At 44.8% G+C, this 17,053-nt stretch carries 13 protein-coding genes; 3 read left to right on the top strand and 10 right to left on the bottom strand.

The window, feature by feature from the left end; all coding sequences use genetic code 11:
• Window positions 1-8: 8 nt before the first annotated feature.
• The 9 genes from K0625_RS02705 to K0625_RS02665 all read right to left on the bottom strand — a co-directional run bounded on the left by K0625_RS02705 (window position 9) and on the right by K0625_RS02665 (window position 12,437).
• Window positions 9-437: a nitrate reductase cytochrome c-type subunit gene (locus K0625_RS02705; RefSeq protein ID WP_220108262.1), complete on the bottom strand. Its 429-nt coding sequence runs from the start codon at window positions 435-437 to the stop codon at window positions 9-11.
• 26 nt (window positions 438-463) lie between these two features.
• Entirely contained in the window at window positions 464-2,944 is a 2,481-nt protein-coding gene (gene napA, locus K0625_RS02700) for a nitrate reductase catalytic subunit NapA (protein ID WP_220108261.1), read from the bottom strand.
• 90 nt (window positions 2,945-3,034) lie between these two features.
• Window positions 3,035-3,286, bottom strand: a complete 252-nt coding sequence (locus K0625_RS02695) for a chaperone NapD (RefSeq protein WP_220108260.1) — start codon at window positions 3,284-3,286, stop codon at window positions 3,035-3,037.
• A 389-nt stretch (window positions 3,287-3,675) separates the two neighbouring features.
• Window positions 3,676-4,848 carry a lipocalin-like domain-containing protein gene (locus K0625_RS02690; protein WP_220108259.1) on the bottom strand — a complete coding sequence of 391 codons (1,173 nt, stop codon included), beginning with the start codon at window positions 4,846-4,848 and terminating at the stop codon, window positions 3,676-3,678.
• Window positions 4,848-7,370: an ABC transporter permease gene (locus K0625_RS02685; RefSeq protein WP_220108258.1), complete on the bottom strand. Its 2,523-nt coding sequence runs from the start codon at window positions 7,368-7,370 to the stop codon at window positions 4,848-4,850. The genes K0625_RS02690 and K0625_RS02685 overlap by 1 nt, the downstream gene beginning before the upstream one ends.
• 48 nt (window positions 7,371-7,418) lie before the next feature.
• Complete coding sequence (locus tag K0625_RS02680; RefSeq protein ID WP_220108257.1) at window positions 7,419-8,159, bottom strand: ABC transporter ATP-binding protein; 741 nt, start codon at window positions 8,157-8,159, stop codon at window positions 7,419-7,421.
• A 164-nt stretch (window positions 8,160-8,323) separates the two neighbouring features.
• Window positions 8,324-9,163: an EAL domain-containing protein gene (locus K0625_RS02675; protein ID WP_220108256.1), complete on the bottom strand. Its 840-nt coding sequence runs from the start codon at window positions 9,161-9,163 to the stop codon at window positions 8,324-8,326.
• A 71-nt stretch (window positions 9,164-9,234) separates the two neighbouring features.
• Window positions 9,235-10,173 carry a diguanylate cyclase domain-containing protein gene (locus K0625_RS02670; protein ID WP_220108255.1) on the bottom strand — a complete coding sequence of 313 codons (939 nt, stop codon included), beginning with the start codon at window positions 10,171-10,173 and terminating at the stop codon, window positions 9,235-9,237.
• Window positions 10,174-10,484: 311 nt separating this feature from the next.
• Entirely contained in the window at window positions 10,485-12,437 is a 1,953-nt protein-coding gene (locus K0625_RS02665) for a BCCT family transporter (protein WP_220108254.1), read from the bottom strand.
• 407 nt (window positions 12,438-12,844) lie between these two features.
• Here K0625_RS02665 and K0625_RS02660 point away from each other — a divergent pair, with 407 nt between their 5' ends.
• Together K0625_RS02660 and K0625_RS02655 are read left to right on the top strand one after the other, a co-directional pair.
• Complete coding sequence (locus K0625_RS02660) at window positions 12,845-14,053, top strand: bifunctional alpha/beta hydrolase/OsmC family protein (RefSeq protein ID WP_220108253.1); 1,209 nt, start codon at window positions 12,845-12,847, stop codon at window positions 14,051-14,053.
• Between the two features lie 61 nt (window positions 14,054-14,114).
• Window positions 14,115-15,023: a DMT family transporter gene (locus tag K0625_RS02655; protein WP_220108252.1), complete on the top strand. Its 909-nt coding sequence runs from the start codon at window positions 14,115-14,117 to the stop codon at window positions 15,021-15,023.
• A gap of 73 nt (window positions 15,024-15,096) precedes the next feature.
• Here the strand turns inward: K0625_RS02655 and K0625_RS02650 are convergent, their stop codons facing one another.
• Window positions 15,097-15,960 carry a delta-class carbonic anhydrase gene (locus tag K0625_RS02650; protein WP_220108251.1) on the bottom strand — a complete coding sequence of 288 codons (864 nt, stop codon included), beginning with the start codon at window positions 15,958-15,960 and terminating at the stop codon, window positions 15,097-15,099.
• Between the two features lie 498 nt (window positions 15,961-16,458).
• Here K0625_RS02650 and K0625_RS02645 point away from each other — a divergent pair, with 498 nt between their 5' ends.
• Complete coding sequence (locus K0625_RS02645; RefSeq protein WP_220108250.1) at window positions 16,459-16,989, top strand: hypothetical protein; 531 nt, start codon at window positions 16,459-16,461, stop codon at window positions 16,987-16,989.
• The last annotated feature ends 64 nt before the right edge of the window (window positions 16,990-17,053 follow it).

Genomic DNA, 17,053 nt, shown 5'->3' with positions numbered 1-17,053 from the left:
TCTAGCATCTACTTGTTCGAAAAAGTGTTCTCGACCAGTGGTTGCTTATTCTCTGCCATAGGAGCGTGGCATTGAGAGCATGAATAATATTGGTTGTTCAGACTACCTTTATCATCTTTAACATGTGAGATATCGATAGGTGTTGCCTTACGTTTCTCAGCTTTATCCCAGCTGTGACAAGACATACAGCCATTTTTCTTCATGGTGATCTTATAATCTGCCTTATGGGGGAGCATAGGAGGCTGGTGGACAAACTCCCGCTCAATTGACTTACCGCGTTTAGGGTAGAGAGGCATCGCATCGGCGGCGCGCACTTCTGTGATCTCAGACTTTCCAAGAGAGTTAATATTGACCGGATCAGCTTGTGTATCAGTTTGCTGACCAGAGCAGGCACCCAGCGCCATGATAAGCGCCGCTGCAGTGAATAATTTCTTCATCGTTTGTTCTCCGCTATTTAGGCACATTAGGCTTTCATTACTTTGACGGGGCACTTCTTAAAATCTGTCTCTTTCGAGAGCGGATCCGTCGCGTCTAGTAAAAGCTTATTCACCAACTGGCGAGCATCGAAGAATGGCATAAATACCACGCCTCTCGGTGGCTTGTTTCGACCTTTAGTCTCGACCCGTGTTTTCACTTCACCGCGAGGTGAAGCTACGATCACTTCATCCCCACGTTTTAGACCGCGGGCCTTAGCGTCCTCAGGGTGGAGGAAGATTTGGGCATCAGGGTAAGCGCGATATAGCTCAGGTACGCGGGCTGTCATAGAGCCTGTATGCCAATGTTCGAGTACTCGGCCTGTTGACATCCATAGGTCAAACTCTTCGTTTGGCTCCTCTGCTGCTGGTTCAAATGGCAGTGCGAAGATCACCGCTTTGCCATCCGGTTTACCGTAGAAGTTAAACTCTTCACCTGCCTTGAGGTAGGGATCGCCTTTCGAGAAGCGACGTAGTGTCTCTTTGCCGTCCACTACGGGCCAACGTAGGCCGCGAGTTTCATGGTAGGTATCGAAACTTGCAAGGTCATGCTTATGGCCACGAGTAAACTGAGCATACTCTTCATACAGACCTTTTTGCAGGTAGAAGCCAAAGTGATCAGACTCTTCGTTTAACTCACCCTTACAGTCCGAGGTTGGGAACTTATTGACCTCGCCGTTAGCAAATAGCACGTCAAAGAGTGTTTTATCGGCATATTCAGGCTTCTTAGCGATTAACTCTGCTGGCCAAACTTCCGCAACTTTGAAGCGCTTTGAGAACTCAACCAGCTGCCACAGATCTGACTTAGCCCCTTGGGGAGCTTTCACCTGTTGATGCCACATCTGAGTACGGCGCTCGGCATTACCGTAAGCGCCCTCTTTCTCCACCCACATCGCAGTCGGTAGAATAAGATCTGCCGCCATTGCAGTGACAGTTGGGTAGGGATCTGACACGACAATAAAGTTCTCTGGGTTGCGGAACCCTGGATAAATTTCATCGTTAATGTTAGGGCCTGCCTGCATATTGTTGGTACACATGGTCCAGTAACAGTTAAGCTTGCCATCTTTGAGCATACGGCTCTGAAGCACGGCATGATAGCCTGGTTTTGGTGGTATGGTGCCTTCAGGAAGTTGCCACAGTTTTTCTGATAGTGCTCTGTGTTTAGGGTTTTTTACAACCATATCTGCTGGAAGACGATGAGCGAAGGTACCCACTTCACGTGCGGTTCCACATGCTGAAGGCTGCCCTGTTAGTGAGAATGGACTGTTACCTGGGGTAGCGATCTTACCCGTTAGCAAATGGATGTTGTAGAGCATATTGTTTGCCCAAACACCACGTGTATGTTGGTTGATGCCCATGGTCCACAAACTCATTACCTTGATGGATGGGTCGGCATAAGCTTTGGCCATCTCTTCGAGTTTTGCTGGCTCAACACCACTCATCTTGGCCGCATATTCAAGGGTATAAGTGCTGACAAATTTTGCATATTCATCGAAGCTTATCGGCGCCGACTTACCATTACCTGGGTTTTTCGCTTTCTGCTCTAACGGGTGCTCAGGACGAAGGCCATAACCGATATCTGTGGTGCCTAAGGCAAACTTAGTGTGCTTGTTAACGAACTCTTTATTAACTGCATTGTTTTGAATGATGTAGTTTGCGATGTAGTTAAGGATGACGAGATCTGATTGAGGGCGGAAAACCATGGCGTTATCGGCTAGATCGAAACTACGGTTTTCAAAGGTAGAGAGTACGTGAACGCGGCTCGTTGGACTGCTTAAGCGGCGGTCTGACAGGCGAGCCCATAGAATGGGATGCATCTCTGCCATGTTGGCGCCCCACAACACGAAGTGGTCAGCCGCTTCTAAGTCATCATAACAGCCCATTGGCTCATCAATGCCAAAGGTACGCATAAAGCCACCTACTGCCGAAGCCATACAGTGACGAGCATTAGGGTCGATATTGTTGGTGAGAAAACCTGCTTTGTGCAGCTTAGAGGCGGCGTAGCCCTCCCAGACTGTCCACTGACCAGAGCCAAACATACCGACTGCAGTTGGCCCTTTAGCTTTTAGAGTGTGTTTCCACTTCTCAGCCATGATATCAAAGGCGCTATCCCAGCTGATTGGGGTAAACTCACCCTCTTTATCGTACTTTCCATCGGTCATACGTAGAAGTGGTGTCGTTAGACGATCCTTCCCATACATGATTTTCGATAGGAAGTAGCCTTTAATGCAGTTAAGGCCTTTATTAACTGGGCTCTCTGGGTCACCCTTTGTGGCAACGACTTTGCCATTATTGGTGCCTACCAAAACGCTACAGCCTACGCCACAAAAACGGCAGGGGGCTTTATCCCATTTGATGTTATCTTTCTGCTCAGCGGCTTCAACGATCCTCACTGGCAGAGTCACACCAACTGTGGTTGCAGCGGCAACGGCAGCGTTGGCTTTTAGAAACTCGCGACGGCTAATGCTCATGGTGTTCCTCACTCTTCTGTTTTCTTGCTTAAATTTATTTGATGTTAGTATTAGATCTTATTATTGCTTTTCAGCTTGTTACTTCACTGCTTACTCTTCTATAGGCTCCACTTGGTGATAGACCAGACTGCTGTTGAGAACCCCCTCAAAGGCATTTATCGCTTCAACGTTATCTAAGATAGATTTTTGCGTCTTGCCCTCTAAAGTGATCACAAATTTACCTTCGTAGGTCACGGCATGAATATCCGCACCATCGAGTGATCGTATCTTGGCTTCTACTTGTGAAACTTCAGCGGGTGCTGCGTGTACGACCAGACTGGTAACATGATATTCCTGACTCATCTCTGTTTTACCTCGACGTAGAAGTGACAGGTAGCAGTTGGGGTTAGTTTTAGGAGGGCTACCTGTCTAAGTTACTATCGAGTCTAGACCTTACATATTTTGTGGGTATACCTAGTAAGGGGTATCTGAGGTATTAGTAGATCAAGATCAATATTTTGTGCGTGATGGAGTTCACATTTTGACCTTTATTGTTTATATCAGCTCGAACACTTTGATTAGTTGATAGATTAGTTCATAAAAAGCTTATTTAGTGAACGATTTTTGTTCGTTAGATAGGAGAGTTGTTACACTCGTGAAATACGGTGGTTATTATCATTTAGAGGTAGTGAAATTGACTGGTGTTAACTAAAATTAGATATGTTTTTACCTGATTCTGCTAGAAGCTAGACTTAGTATCCGGTTAGCTCCATATAGCCTTCACCTTGATGACTGCCAGATATCACCACAGGTCCCTCCCAGTAACTGATACTTAGTGGTATCTTTGCATCTGGATTCAAGGCCTGGGTTGTGAGTTGAATACTCTCTGAAGGGATACTTATTTTCCATGAGATTGGGTAGCGGCTTGTGTCTATCTGATGCCACTCTAGTACCTCTATTGTTATCTCATCAGATTCAATATTGCGGCCACTGCCATCGCTAAACATACGCCGACCACTGTAGAAGCTAGCTCCACTGTCTGACTCTCCCCTAAGCTGAAACAGCATTAAGGTAGAGCCGTCATCTAGCCTGAGTGCAAACCAATCCCAGCCTGCTTGATCTTTATTTAAAAACTGTGAGCTCCACTCTCTGTCTAACCAAGCCTTTCCTGTCACTTGATGGGATTCACCTTGCAGGGTAACTTGGCCTGAGACCTGAATAAAAGGCTGGCTATAGTAGTGTGAAGCCACTGATCCATCTGCACTTTTAACGCTATAACCTTGCTCACCCTGTAGCTGGTAGGGAGCATGAGTGTCTAAAGATAATTGATAACTAAACTGGTCGCCATCTACTGCGAGTGAGGCAGGAAAGAGCTCTTCCCCAGTGCCTATCCAGCGCCAGTTATCGATTTTTATGGTCAGTGGCACTGTTGATACATCCGCAAGCATTGGGTGATGTCTGGACCATCTCTCTTCGGCAAAGTGTTGCTCTTGTGTGGTGACTGCTGCGTGAGTCATATAGAGCTGTTTGCTTACCCAGCTGTTGTTCTCTGTCTCCTCATTTTCAGGCTTTTTATTTGAGGCAGAGAGGAGCTCTTTAGGCGCTAGCGCGATACGAAATTGAGTCCATTGTAGACCGAGTTTTTCCCCCTGTTCAGTCTCTAAATTAGCGGTTAAATACCACCACTCTTGACGAAAGTCATTGTGAGCTAAATGGTCTTGGGGAAAAGAGATAGCTCGGCTTTTCTCGACTTGAGTGTAGGTTTGACCTGCTCCCTCTTGAGAGTGTCCCATTAGCTTACCCATTGAAACGGCTTGCTCTGTGTTGTGTGGTTTGGAGCAGGCAAATAGCATAAAGCTTATGGCTAAAGCTAAGATGGTTGTGAGGATGTTTTTTCGAATTATTTTTATCTGAACAATCGTCATTACAAAACCTCACTTTGTAAGCTGGAGATAAGTGGTTTTTTAGTCTGGCGATACAGAGGCAGCGCAACAGCAAATAAACTTGCGACAAGTGCAAGGGCTACGACTTTGCCGTAAGCTAACCAGTCCCACTCCATGGCGATGCTCCAACCAAATGCTTGCAAAGTGATCTTATGGATCAACAGATAGCCTAATATCGCACCGGTCGGCAGCGCGACAAAGCAGGTAAACAAGACGATGATCCCCATCTGAATGAACACCATCTGGGTGAGTTGCACCCTGCTCACTCCCAATGTGTATAGGCGGGCCATAGGCGCCATTCTGGCTTGAGTTAGCATAAAGCAGGCGCTAAAGAGTCCGATAGCCGCGACAAGAAGGGTTAATGTATTGAGTACCTGAGTAATAGAGAAGGTTTTTTTAAACATGATAATCGCTTGTTGCTTTATCTTCTCTTGGCTGTAGATCATCGCATCAGGGATGGAGAACTGTTCCTGCAAAGCCTGTTTTAATCTATCTGTTTCCCCCTGATAACCCACCGCTAAACTTAAGGGGGTAGAAGGAAAGTCCTGCTCTTGCCATACCTTAGGTGAGGTAATAATCTCACCATAAGGGTTGCCATAGTCATAAAATATGCCGCCCACAGTAAAACGCATACTTGGGATGGCTGCTAAGGTTAATTCATCACCTAAGTTAATCTGGAGCTTTATGGCCAAAGGCTCACTTATCATCACCTGTGTGCCTCTTTGCAGCTCAGGCCAGAGGTTTTTGAGGGATGATTTTAGTACTGTGGTTTCTCTTAATGAGGTTTCATCGCGGGTGACTAAGTTAATAGGTAGCTTTTCATGCTGACTCCTGAGGTACCACTGTTTGTAGACGGCATCGACACCTGCTTGCTTAGTTAAGAAGCTTTCGACCTCTAGCATCTGATCGGCGGCGGGTCTGATATAGAGTTCAGCGTGTAAACGTGATTCTAACCACTGCTTGAGGGTCGTTTCGAAACTCCCTACCAAGGTATTCATTGAAATATTGGCGGTGAGTGCAAGTAACATTGCCATCATGGCCAGAGAGAGTGGCGCGATTAACTCTTTAGTTTCCGCTATCTGATAATGCAGTAACCCCTTAAATCCAATTCTCTGCTGGAGTTTATTAATACATTTAAGTAGTAGGTTAATCATGATGGTTAAAGAGGTAGGCAGTGCCAGTGGAATGGCGATGATAACGAGCCCGAGCAGAGCCATGGTATAGCGATAATCTTGGCTTAGAGGTAGGAGTATACAAGCGATAATGCCTAGAATAAACGCCGTGAATAGCTGATATCTTTGTACCTTAGCCGTATTGCTTATCTGGGTAAAATGGTTAGAGCTTCCCGATAAAGCCTGGCGGGTTAATTGGAATAGGAGTGAACTACATGCTGCAAGTGCAGCAAAAAGGGTTAAAGCAAATGCCTGAAATAGCCAGGACCACTGCCAGTTACCGGGTAGAATCTTAGCGCCATAGAGCTGTTCTAGGGTGACTGAAACCATAGGTTGTAGCCAGTGACTTAGCTGAAGACCTAAGATAAAGCCTGCTATAGACCCCAACAGCACTAAGATGGTGAGTTCAGTGAGCAATGCCGACATCAAGGCAGTCTTATTCACCCCTAGCTGTTGCAGCTGAGTGAGCAATCGCTGCCGCTTGAGCAAGCTGTACCTAACTCCGTTATAAGCGATAAATAACCCCACAACAAAAGCCAGTAAACTCATGGCTGTCAAGTTCAGATGAAAGCTTTCAGTTAGGGCGGTGAGACTATCACCGTTATCACTTTCAATCAGATTGCCACGTTTTCTGAGCAGGGTTTCAAGCTGAATTCTCTGGCTTGAGACATCACTAAATAGCGCGATGTAGCTCAGCTGCCCTGTCTGCTTGAGTATCTTCTGCGCTAAAGAGATATCCATTAAGATACTCGAACCTAATTGACTACTATCATCGAGGGCGACTATCTCAAGCTCGATGCCAGAGAGCGAGAACTTAGCTCCCTTATCGAACTGTTTGGCCATCGATTGGCTCATGATAACGATAGGAGTACCCGAAAGGATCTTCCCTAGTGGGATAGCCGTGGAGAAAAGAGCGGGTTGACTGTGATTGCTTTCTGAGTTGGTTTGGCTGCTGTTATCACTGCTGCTTAAGGTTGAACTTAATGCTGCGATTAAATCGCTTCCCTGTATTCGCCATCGTCTGTTATCCGAGCTGGTGGCAACCCCTTCAATCACTGGCAGACTAAGGTTAAATCCAGCTGCGCGAATGTCGAAATAGAGTGACTCATCTAAGTGTTTCTTACCTAAGCTTGGGGTGATGTTCCATTTAGCTTGTTGGCTTAATAGTTCAGTGACAGAGCTGTAGCTTTTTATTGCGTTTTCATTGGTGGCCCGCACACCAGTGAGTAGCATGACAGCCAAAATGATGCCAATAGTGATCGCGCCAGCCTGCAGTGGCGCTTGTCGGTAATGACTGATAAAAACAGTCAGGCTCAGCCAGAAGTTATTCATCGATTATTGAGCTCGCATAAAAAACTCGCTGCTCTATTTTGAGCGGTTTTACTCATGGATCTTGCCTCTGTCTAAGTGCCATCTTCGAAGCATAAAGTCAGCGCACTCTAGACTGTGGGTCACCATGAGAATTGAGGTTTTATGTTCACCAGCCAGCTCACATAGGAGTCGCATTACCTCCATACTGGCTGTTTGATCTAGGTTTCCGGTAGGCTCATCGGCCAATAAAAGTGGCGGCTTGTGGGCAAGAGCCCGCGCGATTGCGACTCGTTGCTGTTGTCCACCAGATAAGCTCTCTACGTGGCGGTTTAATAGTTCATTTAGGCCTAAAGTACTGGCCAGATGCGTGCACCAAGAGTTCCAATCTTGACCATTGAGCCTGAGAGGAAAAGCGATGTTATCTTTGACATTGAGTGGCGTGAGTAGATTAAACTGCTGAAAAACAACTCCTAAAGAGGTCTGGCGAAATTGGCTCCAATCCCTGTCTTTCCAATGGGTGGTATCTTGACCGAGTAAGGTGAGTGTACCGCTGTTTGTATCGCTTGAGTGTGAATGATGGTCAGTCAAGGAGGCTGAGTTTGTGACAGTTGAGTGAGCATCATCTCTTTCGAAACCTGCGATGAGATTGAGCAGGGTGCTTTTACCACTGCCGCTGGCACCAGTTAGCGCTATGGTTTCTCCCTGAGAAAGCGTGAGATCTAACTTATTCAACACAGTATGGCGTTGGTCACCATCGATAAAGGTCTTACTGATACCTGATAGTTGAACCAACTGTTCGGGTGCGATCATTCCAGCTTCATTCCTTGTGCTCAATTCGGCATTTTTAGGTAAGGGTTTTAAATGCGAAGCTAGGATAACTTATTTACAGTTAGGATTAATATAGTGAAATAGCTGTTAAATGGGAGAGGGGCTCATCGCAAATATAAGCGAGATAGGTCTTCCTGCGGATAAGCTTAACGAAGTGTTTGTCCTGCGGTTATGGTTGTCAATAGGCAGCGTAGTTGCTCAGCATTGTTGGAGTATCTCCCTTGCTCTTCTTTGGGGGTACTGTTGATTTTTTGCAATAGTCCAGGGATCATAATTGCAGGGAGTGCTTTGGAGAAGTACCAACCTTGGATTAAATTGATACCTTCATTAGTTAACCAGTCTAAGTCATCCTGAGTTTCCACCCCCTCCACCAATAAAGGAATATTTAACAGATCGGCAGTTCCTTTGATTAACCTGAGCAAAGCGGCTATATGTTGGTTGATCGATACTCCATGAACAAACTGCCTATCGACCTTAAGTAGGTGACATTCAACGTCCCTAATCGTGGCTATGTTGGACATGCCTGTCCCGAAGTCATCGATGGCAATGTTAAATCCGGCCTCTTTGAGAACCGAGATCTGCTTTGAAAACAGTTTATCATCCAAAGAGAAGCCACTCTCCGTGATCTCCAGTTCTACATCTGTGTTTTCAAGCCCATACTGTTTAAGAGTTTGCTCTAATTCATCCAGTAATGAAGCCGTTTGTAGTGTAGTTCTAGATAGGTTGGTAGAGACTTTAGGAACCGTTAACCCGTTAGCTTTCCAGTCAGCGATATCTCTGCACACTTTACGAAAAATAACCAGATCCAGTGCTGGTATCATCCCCATTGACTCGACAATGCTTAATACTTGCCAGGTTGAGGTGTTTAAATAGCGGGAGTTATTCCAACGCATTAAGGCTTCAAAGCCGATTAAAGTTCCTGTCACCATATCAATTTGAGGCTGATAGAAGGGAGTCAGATGGTTGTCGACTTCATCTTGATGCATGCAAGATCTAATATCAATCGCCAGTTGATTGTTACTGCTTCCATTTTCCTGATAATGAATATTGGTGATACCTATGCTCTTTTTTCCACTGAAGCCAATTCCGCCATATCAATTAATGCAGCTGCGCTTGCCTCTTTTGCTAGTGTATAGGCGATGCCTGCATTAACAGTCACTGAGGTGGTGATACCTGATAAAGTGATAGGGGATGTTAATAAGGATAAGAGCGCTTCGATGTTCTGTTGTTCTCTCTCACCGATAAAAGAGAAGGCAAAATTTCCATTACCAAAGTGGGAAACCAGTTGATCACTTTGAGCCCAACTATTAAATCGACGACCTATGGTAGCAATGAGTTCATCTCGAAATTCAGGCCCATAGATATTACTGATGTGCCGCAACCTTTGGATATGAATTGTTCCTACGGAAAACCGATTGGTTACATTATTCATTAACCCTTGCAGCTGCCGTTGAAAGCACTGTTTATTAGGGAGTTGGGTGATTTCACATTTATATTGGGTCTCCAGTGCCTGTGCTAAGTAGGCGCTTAAACATTTTATTATCAGCGCCATCTTGTCAGTTATTTTTATAGGTTTGATATCCATGACCCATAAGGTTCCGATAGCGAACCCATGTTCACCATGAAAGGGGGCTGCAGCATAGAATCGAATATATGGATTATTAATCACTAAGGGATTATTCATAAAGCGTTTATCTTTAATAGCATTCTCTACCACAAACAAAGGTTGCGCCGATTCTATCGCTTCGGCGCAAAATGCTCCCTCTCTGGGTAAGTAGTTAGCTTCAATGCCGTAATGGGCTTTGATCCATACTTTATCACTATCAATAACACTGACTCCTGCGAAGGGAACATCACATAGCTGTGCTAATAGGGTGACCAAAGAGTTTAATGAAGACTCGCTCTCTTCAATGACCGATATATAGTGACTCAACTCTTTTACTCTGAGTTGATCTGATTGCTGGTGTCCAATATGAAAAACATTAGATTCAGTCATTAATGGTCAACCTCTTTAGTTTTCATTTGATTGCATTGTTCTGAGCGATAAAGATGCACTTCAGATAAGTTTATAAAGTATAGACGTGGTTCTAGGTGTGATAAGAGGTTTTAAATTTAAAATGTGATATTTCCCTCTTGTATAGCTGAATTTTCTTGAGGTGGTAGGGTTTGGAACTGCTAAGGCTTTTTCTTGTAGTTGATTGTACTTTTGGCAGGTGTTTTTTGGTAGGGCGGTATTAAATGCCCGCAGAAGTGGTTACTACGGGCATAAGTTAGGTATTTTTTGTTAGGATTATTCTAATTAATGGATTAGCCTTGTGTATTCAATCTTGCTTGAATAGCGGCTTTAGCTTCCTCTTGAGCCAATGATAGTTCACCCTCCTCCTTGTCACGCATAAGCTCGTTAAAAGAGGCTCTAGCTGCTTGAGCTTGTTCTGAAGCTTCTAGCTTGCGCTCTTTGGCTTTCATCGCATCCTCAGTCAGTTGGCGTAACTCTGTAATAATTTCATCCGGAGCATTGCCAAGCTCTAGGCTAGACTCACCACGAGATAGAGCCTCCCTGCGTAGTTGTTTCTTTAGCAACCAGATAGCATCGATGGCTTCGCGCTCTAAATTTGCGGCTTCAATGGCGTTATCTCGTAACAGTTCAAAACGCGCAAGGGCTTGGCCCTCTTTACTCCAAGGATCGACCTCTGGCAGATCAGATATATTGATCACCGGATCCACATAATCATCCTGATGGCTCAGATCTAACATGGCTGCTTTAACGCCTGAGATCATCAACATTATCGCGATAACAAGTAGGGGCAGGCCTCCTACAATCGCGGCGGTTTGTAGTGTGGCTAAGCCGCCCATAAACATCAGAACTGATGGCATAAACGAGAGGGTAAAAGCCCAGAAAAGTCGGTTCCAACGCATAGGGTCTTCAGTGACATTTGTCTGTACTACCGACGCTAGAATGTAGGAGATAGAGTCGAAAGTGGTCGCAGTGAAGATGATACATAGTAAGGTAAATAGAGCGATGATCAAGGTGCTAAACGGTAGCTGCTCTAAGATAGAGAAGATAGCGCGAGTTGCCCCTTCTGAGTTCAGTATGCCGACGACATCGAGTTGACCCGATAACTGCAGTGATAATCCGTAGTTACCTAAGATCATAAAGTACATTGCACAACCTAGCGAACCAAAGAATACGGCTCCAGATACCATCTGTTTAATGGTTCTGCCTCGAGAGATACGCGCAACAAACAGACCCATACTAGGTGCAAATACCAACCACCAAGCCCAGTAGAATATGGTCCAATCTTGAGGGAAGTGGGTATCAGCAAAGGTTCCTAAGCCGCCAAAAGGTTCTGCCCAAGTCGCCATAACAAAAAAGTTAGATAGCATGCGACCGATAGAGTCCAAACCTGTCTCTAACATAAAGATGGTAGGACCGCAGACAAGTACAAAAGCCAGTAGGCCTAACGCGCCCCAGAAGTTGATGTTACTTAGAACTTTAATCCCTTCGTCCATCCCTTTATAGGATGAGTAAGCAAATATAGCCGTACAAAGTAAAAGTACGCCAATCTGGCTGTCTGTGGATGTAGGAATGCCGAACAGATAACTTATCCCCTCATTGATCAGAGGTGCGGCTAAACCTAGTGTGGTTGCTGCTCCGCCCAATAGACCGAAGATAAACAGAATATCGATCACTTTACCAAGTTTACCAAAGCTATTTGCTTCACCGATAACAGGCATAAGTGCGGCAGAAACTTTAAGTACAGGCTGCTTGCGAACATAGAAGAAGTAGGCAATCGGGATTGCTGGGATCATATAGATACACCAAGCAATCGGTCCCCAATGGAATAGGCCGTAGGTCGCTGCCCAGCGGACAGCTTCCTCGCTACCCGCTTCCAATTGGAAAGGGGGATTTTGATAGTAGTAGGCCCACTCAATCGTTCCCCAATAGAGGATGCTAGCACCGATACCGCCACAAAATAGCATGGCTGCCCAGGAGGCGAGAGCGAATTCGGGTGCCTCATCAGGGTCCCCTAGTTTTATCTGACCTATATCGGAGAAGACGATATATATCATAAAGAAGAATGCCGCTAACCCTAGGCCAAGATAAGCAAAACCTAGCTTATCTGTCATAAAAGTTTTAGCTACAGCAATCCAATGTGCTCCCTCTGCTGGGAATATAAGCAAGGGGATCACAACCGAAAAAAGCAGTATTAAAGCCCCAAAAAAGGTTGGCTTATCGATAAGTTCAAAGTGTTTTTTCATTTTACGTTCCGTAACAACTGTATAGCTGTTGAGAGCGCACACAGAAAAGCCCCGCTACCTGAGGATCCGATAGGGGTTGTTTGTTAAGTTACATTTTTCAGTTGTGCGCGAATTGTTGGTGTTGAAGTGCTGTTTTTTGGGCTTTATTACCCGGCTATTTACCTGATTTTTGTGAGTATTATCTTTTGATAAAATAATTCGAATCGCTTTTTTTGTCGACAGACTTATCTCCTGAATAATCAGGAATTGTGATGCATGTCTGATAATTTCAGTCGTTTGAGATAGGCTATATTTTATTTGGATAGGAAAGCTTTTCCTCTTTGCTCGGGTCTATATCTTGAATCCGGTTGCGCAGTTTAATTAGTGGTCCTAATCTCCCTGTAAACCCCTTACCTGAGGTTGTTAAAATGAAAGAGAAAATTGAGTTTCCCAGTAACGGTATCACCTTGGCAGGTCTGCTAGAACGTCCGGAGGGGGAGATTGGTGCTTACGCCTTGTTTGCTCACTGCTTTACCTGTGGTAAGGATATTGCTGCGGCCTCAAGGATCTCCCGCGCTTTGGTGCAAAAAGGGATTGCTGTATTGAGGTTTGATTTTACTGGATTAGGTAACAGTGATGGTGACTTTGCCAATACTAACTTCTCATCCAATCTTGACGATCTCAAGGCTGCTGCTGACTTTTTAAGAGCACAATACGATGCACCTCAGCTGCTTATCGGTCACAGTTTAGGTGGCTCTGCAGTGCTCGCTATTGCTAATGACATTCCAGAGTGCAAGGCGGTGGTGACAATAGCGGCTCCCGCAAACGCAGAGCATGTGGTGCATAATTTTTCCGGTGCAATTGATGAAATCAATTCACAAGGTTTAGCTGCTGTTAATTTAGGTCCACGACAATTTACCATTAAAAAGCACTTTTTGGAGGATCTGGATCATCATGCTAAACAGGCTTTCTCTCTGGATAAAAAAGCCCTTTTAGTGATGCACTCTCCGGTTGATGATGCGGTCTCTATCGCACAGGCTGAGAAGATCTATACCCAAGCTAAGCACCCTAAAAGCTTTGTGAGTTTAGATACTGCCGATCACCTGTTGACCAGTAAAGCTGATGCTGATTATGTCGCGAGTGTGGTTGCCAGTTGGAGTGGCCGTTATCTGGACTTCTCCATCGCAGCTAAGCATTCTCATAAAGTGACAGAGGGGCACTTAAGAGTGGAGGAGAAAGATCATAAATTTACTCAGACTATTATCAGCGATAGCCATGTTTGGCTCGCCGATGAGCCATTAAAAGTGGGGGGTAAAAATTTAGGTCCAGATCCCTATGAGCACCTGCTCGCAGCTCTTGGTGCCTGCACATCGATGACCATGCGTATGTATGCAGAACGAAAAAAGTGGCCTCTGGAAGATATTAAGATAGATCTTTCTCACTCCCGAACTTATATCAAAGACTGTGAAGATTGTGAGACTGCTAATACTCAACTCGACACCTTAAGCCGAGAGATAGAGCTAGTTGGTGCGCTTACCGGGGAGCAGAGGCAGAGCTTGTTAGCTATCTCGGAAAAGTGTCCGGTTCATAAAACACTGCACAGTAAACTGAAAGTGGCGACAGAGCTTAAAGAGTGATCTCTTTTGTCGTTAAAGGGTTAAGTCCAGTCATCCGAAGGGGTTTGTGGTGGAGCATTTAATGAAGAGTCCTGCTCAGTTAAAGGTTATCTTAGCCACTATTTTCGCATTACTGGCATTTGCAGGGAACTCCGTTTTATGTCGTTTAGCCTTAGGTGACGGGGCTATAGATGCCGCCAGCTTTACCGTCATTCGGTTTCTATCCGGCAGTTTAGTATTAGTGATTATTTTGTTGCTGACTAGGCTGATAAAACAGCGACAAACCTATAAAGAGCAAGAGATAAGAACAGGGCGAGGCTCTTGGCTAGCGGGCTTTATGTTATTCCTTTACGGCGTGACTTTCTCATATGCATATATCTCTCTAGATACTGGAGTTGGCGCCTTGATTCTGTTTGGTGCGGTGCAGTTAACCATGATCTTGATAAGCCTACTCTCCGGTAATCGCCTGCACTATCTTGAGTGGATGGGAGTGGTTATCGCCTTTAGCGGATTTGTCTATTTAGTTCTGCCAACCTTGAGTACACCATCAATGGCAGGCTTTATTTTGATGACACTCTCGGGCGTAGCTTGGGGTTTGTACACGGTAAAGGGGAGAGGTTGTAAAGACCCCATATTAGATACGACCTATAACTTTATTAGAACCTTACCTTTTATCGCCATTTTACTTCTACTCACAATCCAATCTGCCAGCTTGACTCAAGCTGGGATCATCTTTGCTGTCTTGTCTGGTGTCATCGCATCCGGTGTTGGCTATGCGCTATGGTATTTTGCTTTGAGGGGATTGTCAGTTATGCAAGCGGCGGCATTGCAGTTGCTTGTGCCAATTATTGCCGCAATTGGTGGAGTGATATTTGCCAGTGAAGCGATTACGATGCGACTGGTTATCTCATCGTTTGCTGTGTTAGGTGGGATTTTACTTGTGCTGTTGGGGCGTCAGTACCTCCAAGCCTCTAGAGGAGAAGAGGCGTAGATTTATCAAGGTGACCATCATGATAGTTACCTTGATAATATAAAATAACTTCTAATTATCGCCTATGCCAAGGCTAATGAGCAGCAGAGAGAAGATCTGGGTTCGTCACTAGATTTCTCACGCCATGGGCATGATCTTCATCGAAAGCATTCGATTCTAACCACTTACCAACACTATTAATATCAACCTTCATCACCTGAGGTCGAACACTCCAACTTACCTGAAGTGGTGAGGCTTTTTCGTTATAGCCAGGTCCTGTTGTCGATCCTGTATATTGAACTGGCTTTCCAGTATTACTTGGAATATTAATAGCCTGATTTAAGCCGTTTTTCATGCCTAACTCAGTGAGTGTTAAAAAGTTATTAGCCTTAGCGTCATTGACCAACACATACACCTGAGTCTCTACTCTGAGTTGAGGATTTTTATTGGCATCGCTAAGGCAGGCACCTAATGTTGCTCCCGGTGCGACTTGAGCTGTTGAGTGCACATAGTGGACTTCAATGGTATCTCCTGGATACAGGCTACCATGCTTACTTGCACCTACTTTATGCTTAAGTGGAGTGAGCTCCGCTTTGGATAATTTTCCTGAGTATTGGTAACCACTGTGGTATCCATGACCATCACCATTTCCGGCATATTTGGTGAATTCACCACCTTTATGTTCTGCATTTTTGTGAAAATGAATGTTGCATAGGTTCATTTGTGTGTAGATAGGGGCCTGAGCAAATATTCGTTTGTTACTGCCTTGGATGGTATCAATATCACGTGGCGACTGAGGGCCGTAACCTTTACCTTTTGTATTGGCGGCCAGTGCGGCTCTCTGCTTTTCGATCACTTGATCTGAAACGTTGTGCTCAGCACTTTTAGCGGAAGCGGCAGTTGTCAAAAATGGTAGAAGCATCGCTGTCGCGCATAATACTCGTGTCTTGTAACTCATCTTTTAGTCCTTTTTTAGCAAGCAGATCGTGTCTGCTAGGTTTAGGGTTGAGTGAGAAGGGATTACAGGCTTGAAAATAATCTATTGATAATCCTCTGCATTTGCAACCGTCTGCGAGATAAAAAACCATAAATTCAAGTTTTATTTGTTATAGATCTCGCCACGGACAAGCTCCGTCAAGAGAAGCATTGAGCCATTTGAGTTTAGACATAAATTTATGATTTCACCCTATTTTAAGGCGAAATAGGGCCTAATGAGTGGAAACTCTATTGGCGTGGAGAGTGATGCTCAGCGCAATACCTCCCCTTTCATACCGAAAAGTGGGTTTAATTTTTCTGTTAGCAAAGCTTCCCGTTCCAAGCCCGTTTTGTACTCTTAGAATTTCATCTCTTTCGTCAGTTTTATCCTCTATTGAAGTTACAGACTTTCACTTTTACTTTAGGTATGGTGAATGTAAGTTGATTTGTAACTCATCCCTAGGAATTAAAGGATTAATTTATGAAAGTGAACGTACTACCACTGTTGCTGTTAGCATCGCTTAGCTTCTCTTCAATTGCCAATGAAGTGGATAAGATGGTCGAGTTTTCCGTAACTCAAATGAAGCGTATGGGAGAGTTTAAGGGGCTCTCTTCTGCAACTGGCGTATCTGAAGCCCACTTAGAAAAAGGCTTTAGAGCTGCTTTAACCCACTGTTTGAAAAATCATAACATGCAAGGGGATGAGTCAGAGCTTGAGGCATGCATGAGTAGAGAAGTTCCCAGTGCAACAGGCTTATCTGCAGCGCAATTGGATGCTTGGGAGGGGGAAGGTGAGGCGCAAATGCCCTCAGAAAAGCTCCTTGATGAGATGGATCTGATAAACGAGAAGATATTACAGCTTGAAGAGAAAGAGGATTTAACAGCTGTAGATGAGAAACAGATTATTGAGTTGGAAAATAAGCTTATGCAACTTTCTAAAAAGCAACGTGAATTACAGATGCAGGAGATGAAAGATATCGCATCAGATTTTGAGGAATACCATAAGCAGTAATGTTACTTGGTATGGTTAGAGTTGAAGCCTCATCTGCTAGATCACCTCGTTAAATATGTGCCTA

Source organism: Shewanella nanhaiensis, assembly GCF_019457885.1.
Taxonomy (GTDB): Bacteria; Pseudomonadota; Gammaproteobacteria; order Enterobacterales; family Shewanellaceae; genus Shewanella; species Shewanella nanhaiensis.
The sequence above is the reverse complement of the archived record's forward strand: the minus strand, read 5'-3'. Positions and strand labels throughout refer to the sequence as shown.

Coding starts and splice junctions, on each gene's coding strand:
- K0625_RS02670 (WP_220108255.1), bottom strand. CDS start 10,173: ATGACTGAATCTAATGTTTTTCATATTGGACACCAGCAATCAGATCAA.
- K0625_RS02685 (WP_220108258.1), bottom strand. CDS start 7,370: ATGAATAACTTCTGGCTGAGCCTGACTGTTTTTATCAGTCATTACCGA.
- K0625_RS02680 (WP_220108257.1), bottom strand. CDS start 8,159: ATGATCGCACCCGAACAGTTGGTTCAACTATCAGGTATCAGTAAGACC.
- K0625_RS02665 (WP_220108254.1), bottom strand. CDS start 12,437: ATGAAAAAACACTTTGAACTTATCGATAAGCCAACCTTTTTTGGGGCT.
- napA (WP_220108261.1), bottom strand. CDS start 2,944: ATGAGCATTAGCCGTCGCGAGTTTCTAAAAGCCAACGCTGCCGTTGCC.
- K0625_RS02690 (WP_220108259.1), bottom strand. CDS start 4,848: ATGACGATTGTTCAGATAAAAATAATTCGAAAAAACATCCTCACAACC.
- K0625_RS02655 (WP_220108252.1), top strand. CDS start 14,115: ATGAAGAGTCCTGCTCAGTTAAAGGTTATCTTAGCCACTATTTTCGCA.
- K0625_RS02675 (WP_220108256.1), bottom strand. CDS start 9,163: ATGCATCAAGATGAAGTCGACAACCATCTGACTCCCTTCTATCAGCCT.
- K0625_RS02695 (WP_220108260.1), bottom strand. CDS start 3,286: ATGAGTCAGGAATATCATGTTACCAGTCTGGTCGTACACGCAGCACCC.
- K0625_RS02705 (WP_220108262.1), bottom strand. CDS start 437: ATGAAGAAATTATTCACTGCAGCGGCGCTTATCATGGCGCTGGGTGCC.
- K0625_RS02650 (WP_220108251.1), bottom strand. CDS start 15,960: ATGAGTTACAAGACACGAGTATTATGCGCGACAGCGATGCTTCTACCA.
- K0625_RS02645 (WP_220108250.1), top strand. CDS start 16,459: ATGAAAGTGAACGTACTACCACTGTTGCTGTTAGCATCGCTTAGCTTC.
- K0625_RS02660 (WP_220108253.1), top strand. CDS start 12,845: ATGAAAGAGAAAATTGAGTTTCCCAGTAACGGTATCACCTTGGCAGGT.